The organism is bacterium, assembly GCA_035527515.1.
Taxonomy (GTDB): Bacteria; B130-G9; B130-G9; order B130-G9; family B130-G9; genus B130-G9.
The window spans coordinates 1-6,741 of the sequence record DATLAJ010000158.1 but is presented as its reverse complement, the minus strand read 5'-3'; the positions used below and the strand labels follow the sequence as shown (position 1 = coordinate 6,741).

Here is a 6,741-nt window from a genome sequence, read left to right as displayed (position 1 = left end):
GACGCGAGACGTTGCCAAGAGCGCAATAGACTACCTTGTCCTTGTGTCTGGCGAGCAGAAGATGTGCCAGGTCAATTTCTTTGGTGGTGAACCGCTTCTGAACTTCGATCTCATTCGGTGGTGCACTCATTACGCCAAGAGGGTGCTGAGTGATGCCGGGAAAGGTGTGAGATTTGATCTCTCCACAAATGGGACCCTTGTGACGGACGAGATCATTCGCTTCTTTGAAGAACATGATTTTCGGGTGCAGGTGAGCCTGGATGGCCCGGCGGACATTCACGATGTCCAACGCCCATTTGCCGATGGTTCTGGCAGCCACGATATCGCTGTCGAGGCCATACACCATTTGAGGGAGGCAGGCGTTACCGTTGGGACGGCCACGGTCGTGTGTGGGAATGACCTGTCCGCCTGCCGGGCGTTCCATTATGTCCACGGGATGGGAGGGAGTAACGTTCAGATCACGCTGTCGCAGATACCAGGCAACCCTGAGTGGGGATTCACCGAGGACCAAATGGACACTGTGCGCGAGCAGTTCGGGACACTTGCGGATGAGTATTTTTCAAGCCTCATCCATGACACGCCCGTTAGGAATGCTCTATTCGAGAAGGTGTTGAGGCGCATCCGGAACGGTTTCCCGGCGATAAGGTCGTGCTCTGCTGGACAGACAATGATGGCGGTCGGAGCTAATGGCTCTATATACCCCTGCTCGCTGGTTGTGGGAATTGAAGAGCTGAATATGGGCTCGGTCTTTTCGCCTCCTCCTCCTGAGGCTTTGCCGAATCCGTTCGCCGGATTCGATGCCAATTCAGTGAGGGCGTGTCAGGATTGCTGGGCCCGGTACGTGTGCTCCGGTGGGTGCCCGGCTACTTGGGTACGTGTCAGTCAGTATCTGATGGAGACGAATCCACTTATCTGCGATTTCTCGACGTCGCTGATTGCGATGGCAGTGAAGGGCTATGCCAAGGTGAAGCTGAACAGAGCCGAATCAGCTAGAAACAATGAGCAGCTCGCCAAAACGGCGAACGACGATAAGAATGATTTCCCCAACTGTAGTTAGGACTTGAAGAGGGTGCGGCGATTGGACAAACTTGATGGGAATCGATTCGGGACCGAATCAGAAAGGAGGCTTCAACATGAAGTTTATGAACGTGTTCAACATCGGCGGCACGAGCTCACCTGTGGACGATTGTTACGCGCCAAATCCTTGGCACATTTGCACGCTAATAGACTTGAGAACAGCCTGTCCACCGGGCGTTGAACAACTGGACCCAGGAGACTGTATTTTGCAGGAGCGTATGTGGTGTGATCCGCCAGTTGTCCAGGTTCCACCACATCTCTAATCACGGTTGGTTATCGCCAACCATCAAGTAAGGTAGTTATGTAGGATACGGCCACGCCGCGCCCTCTAGTTCTTCGCTCTTATTTGCCTTGAAGAACTGCGAGGTCGATACGTATGCTTAATAAACTTGCACACTTCGGATTAGGTTATAGGCATCGAGAATTAACTGGAGGGTGATATGCGAAGCATCACACGTATTTCGGGTGCGATTCTCCCGATTACACTGATCTTGATAGCTCTGTTTGTAACTGCGGCGTCTGCCCAGGAGATTGAGTTCTCAGTCAAGACGCAGAAGGATTACTATCGCGCGGGCGACCAGTTCCGTGTGAACTTGAAGGCCTGGAACCCGGCGGTTGCGCGAACGGCAGACCTCTACTTATGTGTCACAGGCCCGGACCTAAAGAGCTACTACATGCCCGACTGGGGCGAGCTGAAGCACCCGTGGCTTCATGATCTGACGATCCCGGCGGGCTTCTCGTTCGGCCCTGCGACTGTCTTCCAGACGACGCTTCCGGACTACAACTTTCCCGTCTGGCAGCCTGGCCAGTATCAGATAAGCGCCGAGCTCGTCGATGCAGTTACCCGCGAGCCACTCGCACCGTTCGTAATGGCCAGTTTTGGAGTCAAGCGCGGCCTGGTCGAGCTGCTTTACGACAAGAGCAACTGGGTCCTTGACGTCGCGGCGAACGACGAGGAGTTCTGGACGGCGAGCCCTGGGGGCGTTGTGAAATGGTCCAAAGAGGATGATACCTGGCAGTATGAGCGCTACACCCGATTCGACGGTCTTGCCGACACATACATGATCGAGATGTATCGCGACCAATTCGGCAACCTGATAATGTGGCCGTATATCGGCTACGGTATCACGGTCTATGATGGCCAGAGCTTCACGAACCTCCTTGGGGATCAACAGCTCTATGTGGCCGGGATCGTTACAGACAGAGATATGAATATGTGGATTGTAGGGGGACTTGGTGTCTTGATGGTCTCCCGAAACGGCGAGCTCAGGTGGTGCGGCGAGGAGGATGGCCTACCGGCGGGATGCAGCGGCGTCAGAATCGCGCTGACCCCCGACGGGTATCCCGTGGCGGTCGTGAAGGACAGCGCAAATGAGCTGTTACTATGCGGCTACGACGGCGACAGGTGGTGGACGATACCCTTCCCGTTCGACTGGACCGACGAGAACGGCGCTGAGATGACGCCGTATATACGCTGCATGGCCGTGGATATGCGAGGCCATGCCTGGTTCGGCACCCTGTATGGGGCGCTGGAGTTTGACGGGTCAACTACTACACTATACTCGCACGAAAACAGCGGTCTTGCCGGCAACAATGTCTATAAGATAAAAACAGACTCGATCGGCAGACTGTGGTTCGTCTGTTGCTCATTCTCGCCGGGCCAGGGCGGACTGTGCTCTTACGACGGACAAACCTGGGGAACAATGCCGGGCCTCGATTACCCGGACGTAACCGGCCTCGCGATCACATTTGACGGGATGCTTGGCATCGGGCGGACAGAGGGTCTTTCTATTCTGGAGGCTGGCAGCCCGCTCTCCGTTCATCGCACCGAAGGCCCCGATATGGGCTCGCCCTCAAGCAATATCGCGTGGGGCCCGGACGGGACCATGTTCGTGCCAGATTCGGCCAAGGGGCTGTGGGCTTATCGTGATGGTCTATGGAACCTGATGACAAGTGAGAACGGGTTGGCGACGGATTCCGCGGTCGCGATCGAGTTCGACAGCCAGGGCGTGGCCTGGATAGCCTCTGCTGCTGGCGTTACACGCTGGGAAGGCCTATCATTCACGACGTTCACCGTTGCAGATGGCCTCCCTGCTAACTCAGTTTTCGGCCTGACGATCGACGCGCAGGACAGACCCTGGGTGATCACATCCGGCGAGGCGTGGGAGATATCGTATTATGACGGAACGTTCTGGCATGTTCTTTCCACTGAGGAGGGCGCCCCGGAGGCGCCTTACATGATAGACGCTGACACGAGGGGGCTTGTTTGGGTTATCGACATGAGGGTGCAGCCGGACTCATCCTACTTCTTCGGGCTGCTTAACTACGACGGGGACAGCTGGCACGACTGGACGAATGACCCAGATTATGTCCTTGTCAGCAGGAGCATCCCACTGCTCTACTGTGATTCCCGAGGACGCGTGATAACATCCGGCTGGACAGCGTTAACCAACCGATATAGCGTGGGCGTCTTCGATGGCTCTTCCTGGACTTACGAACCGTTTGACGATTATGTTATCTCTGCGGCGGAAGACGGTGTCGGGCGGCTATGGCTTAATCTGGGCTATGGTTACTCGACAGCCGGCGTCTGGGTCCCCGGTCAAAGCCTGGACGTTCTCACCGCGGAGAACGCAGACATCGCCTGCAATGCTTTGACCGGGGTCTCGAGAGGGCCGCAGGGAGACATCTACATCACGTCGGCGGCCGGGCTTGAACGCCACTATCTCAATCCGAACGTCGCTGCGATTGCGAACGCTGAGAGCGTTATACCAGGCGACACGCTGACGCTGAAATACTGGGCGGAGAATCCGGGCGGCGCGGACAGAGAGCTCGACCTATACGTCCTAATCACGCTGCCGACTGGCGATTCACTCTATCTGCCTACGTTGGCCTACGAGCCCGTCCCGTATGGGACGATAACGATCCCGAAAGAAACGACGCTGAACCCGACGGAAATGCTGACGCTTTCGATACCGGAAGGTCTTCCCGCAGGTGACTACACCATCACGCCGTGGTTCTGCGGCCACGGCTCAACCGAGCAGACCGGGCAGTGCACACCGGTTATGCTCACGATCACCAATTGATCAGAGGAATCACCACAGAGACACAGAGAACACAAAGATAGTGTTTGCAGGTTTATAGGGCGGGGCCTTTCTCCGCCCTTGAATCTGCGTAATCCGCGGACAGAGAGTGTTCTGGCCGGCTGGAAGAGGTTGTCTCACACCGGACAGGGGCGTCCTGAATCCGGAGAGACCGACCGGCGCTAGAGCTCCCTAACCTCCACGTTCATCGTGGCAAGATCGAGAATCACGACCGAGGCGCGCTTGGTGAGATAGCCGCAGCACTCGCCGGGGTTTATCAGAAGCGCCTCGCGGTTATCGACCCTCATCTTGTGCGTGTGTCCGTGTATGACGATGTCGTAATCCCTCGACCTTGAGACCGACTCAATGAAGTCGGGCTGGTGGAAGATGAGAATCCGTTTCCCGTCCAGCTCCAAAGAAAAGTAGCGCTCGTGAAACTGCGCGATCCCCTTGAACGATTCGATCAAGAACAACTTATCGCCATCGTTGTTGCCGAACACGGCCTCCATCGGGCATTTGAGCTTCCTGAAGACCTTCGCAGTAAAGGGGGAGATGATGTCCCCCGCATGAATGACCTGATCAACCTTCTGCTCGTTGAAAAATGTTACTGCTTTCTCGATATTAGGCAGAAAGTCGTGAGTATCCGCGATTATCCCTATCTTCATTGCTCTATCCTTCTAAGTCAAAAGTCGGTCAGTAGTTCCAAGTTCTAAGTTCCAACTTCCAGAAGCACCTTCGTGTACCTTCGTGTTCTTCGTGGACGATGAATCTAATGAAATCTTGATCCACGAAGGACACGAAGACACACGAAGCAACCGGGGGCTCAGCGCCCTGAACGGATTCCCTTTTGCCTTCATACGTTTCTCTCCTCCGTGGTTACTCATAGCTTGAACATTTGGGCGAGGCTTTCGGAGAACGGCGCTCGGGCGATGCCTCGTTCGGTGAAGATGGCCGATACGAGCTTGCTTGGCGTTACATCAAACGCAGGGTTCTTGACGGGGACGCTTTCGGGCACGATTCGCCGGCCTCCGATATGCGTAACCTCCTCGGGCGAGCGCTGCTCGATAGGTATCTTCGAGCCGTCCGAAAGCGACATGTCGATCGTGCTGAGCGGTGCAGCAACGTAGAAAGGAATCCTATGGTAGGAAGCTAGCACTGCGACCGAGTAGGTCCCGATCTTGTTTGCCACGTCCCCGTTTGCGGCGATCCTATCTGCGCCGACAACCACCTTTTGGACCAGACCCTTGGCCATCAGACTGCCAGCCATATTGTCGGTGATCACAGTAACAGGAATACCATCCTTCTGGAGCTCCCAGGCGGTCAACCTCGCTCCCTGGAGAACCGGTCTCGTCTCGTCTGCGAGGACACGAATCCTCTTCCCTGCCTCGACCGCGGCCCTGATGACGCCCAACGCTGTCCCGTAGCCGGCCGTCGCCAGCGCCCCCGCGTTGCAGTGCGTCAGGACGGTATCTTGGTCATCGAGGACCGTCGCACCAAACTCGCCCATCCGACGATTGCTCTGGACATCCTCGGACCGAATCGCCAGCGCCTCATCTACAAGCGCCTTTCGAATGTCGTCGATTGAGGTGTCTTTGAGCTCCCGGAGACGACGTTTCATGCGCTCGAGCGCCCAAAAGAGATTGACGGCAGTCGGCCTGGTCGAGGCGAGCAATCCGAATGCGGGCTGCATCTTTCGCGAGAACTCCCCGAATTTGGATGCCAACAGCTGATTGGCGGCGAGGGCGATCCCCATAGCTGCCGCAACGCCAATCGCCGGTGCCCCTCGGATGACCATTGTGCTTATGGCCTTTGCTACGCCTTGATAATCTTTGTAGAGGTTGTATGTCTCGGTTTCAGGAAGGAGCCGCTGGTCAAGCATGCTCACACCTTCTTTCAACCACTCTATCGTGTAGAAGCCCTTATTTGCGTTCACGATCACGTCCTCGATTTCTGCTCAGCGCTTGAGATTCAAGACGTGGATAGGTTGTCAGCTCGAGGCTCGGAGTTCAAGGCCGGCAGGAAGGCCGCCCCAAAAATCAGATTGGAGGCAGGAGAGTTCATAAGATGAACATGTTTAGCAGATGTCGCCGTCCTTCAGGTGAGACCGCTTGATGGTGGACAGCCGTCGCGTGTCCCCCATACCCCCTCCGCGAGCGGAGAGCCTCCGCTCCCATAGCTTGGGCCGAGGGTGGCGTGGCCACACCATTACCCCGGGCCGAGGCGCCGCATACGCGTCGTTTCGGCTGCTGAGCTGAGCTGGGAATGTGCGAGGGACCCCTGCACCAACCATCCAAACAGCTGCCCGAGTGGCGTGGCCACCCGCATCTTCGTGCTCCTTCGTGGCCCTTCGTGGACGGAACTACCATCAATCATCTCTCACCTCGAAGGGGGATGAGGCGGTGCGATAGAGGTTTGAGATTGAGGAGGGCGCAGTGAGGCCGATGTGGAACGTGTATGCGCCGGCTGGGGCCTGCTCGGGGAGGGTGGTGTTCAGGAGGACGAGGTCGTCGATAGCGCCGTATGCGGGAAGGGGGACGTTCGCGAAGTAGGGCACGGGGTATGCGAAGAGCGCCAGGCCCGTGGG

At 56.7% G+C, this 6,741-nt stretch carries 5 protein-coding genes; 2 read left to right on the top strand and 3 right to left on the bottom strand.

The window, feature by feature from the left end; translation table 11 throughout:
* Together VM163_13070 and VM163_13065 are read left to right on the top strand one after the other, a co-directional pair.
* On the top strand, window positions 1-1,057 hold a 1,057-nt coding region (locus VM163_13070; protein HUT04811.1), incomplete at its 5' end, for a radical SAM protein.
* A gap of 460 nt (window positions 1,058-1,517) precedes the next feature.
* Window positions 1,518-4,160, top strand: coding sequence for a hypothetical protein (locus VM163_13065; protein HUT04810.1), 2,643 nt, complete (start codon window positions 1,518-1,520; stop codon window positions 4,158-4,160).
* Window positions 4,161-4,339: 179 nt separating this feature from the next.
* Here VM163_13065 and VM163_13060 read toward each other — a convergent pair whose 3' ends face one another.
* From VM163_13060 to VM163_13050, 3 genes are all read right to left on the bottom strand, one after another.
* Window positions 4,340-4,822 (bottom strand): metallophosphoesterase, encoded by a 483-nt coding sequence (locus VM163_13060; protein HUT04809.1) that lies wholly within the window; start codon window positions 4,820-4,822, stop codon window positions 4,340-4,342.
* 215 nt (window positions 4,823-5,037) lie between these two features.
* Window positions 5,038-6,090, bottom strand: coding sequence for an S-methyl-5-thioribose-1-phosphate isomerase (gene mtnA, locus VM163_13055; protein ID HUT04808.1), 1,053 nt, complete (start codon window positions 6,088-6,090; stop codon window positions 5,038-5,040).
* Window positions 6,091-6,522: 432 nt separating this feature from the next.
* Window positions 6,523-6,741, bottom strand: a 219-nt coding sequence (locus VM163_13050; GenBank protein HUT04807.1) for a hypothetical protein, incomplete at its 5' end; no start/stop codon positions are given.

Excerpts from the sequence above, each read along its gene's own strand:
- VM163_13060 (HUT04809.1), bottom strand. The coding sequence starts at position 4,822 with ATGAAGATAGGGATAATCGCGGATACTCACGACTTTCTGCCTAATATC.
- VM163_13065 (HUT04810.1), top strand. The coding sequence starts at position 1,518 with ATGCGAAGCATCACACGTATTTCGGGTGCGATTCTCCCGATTACACTG.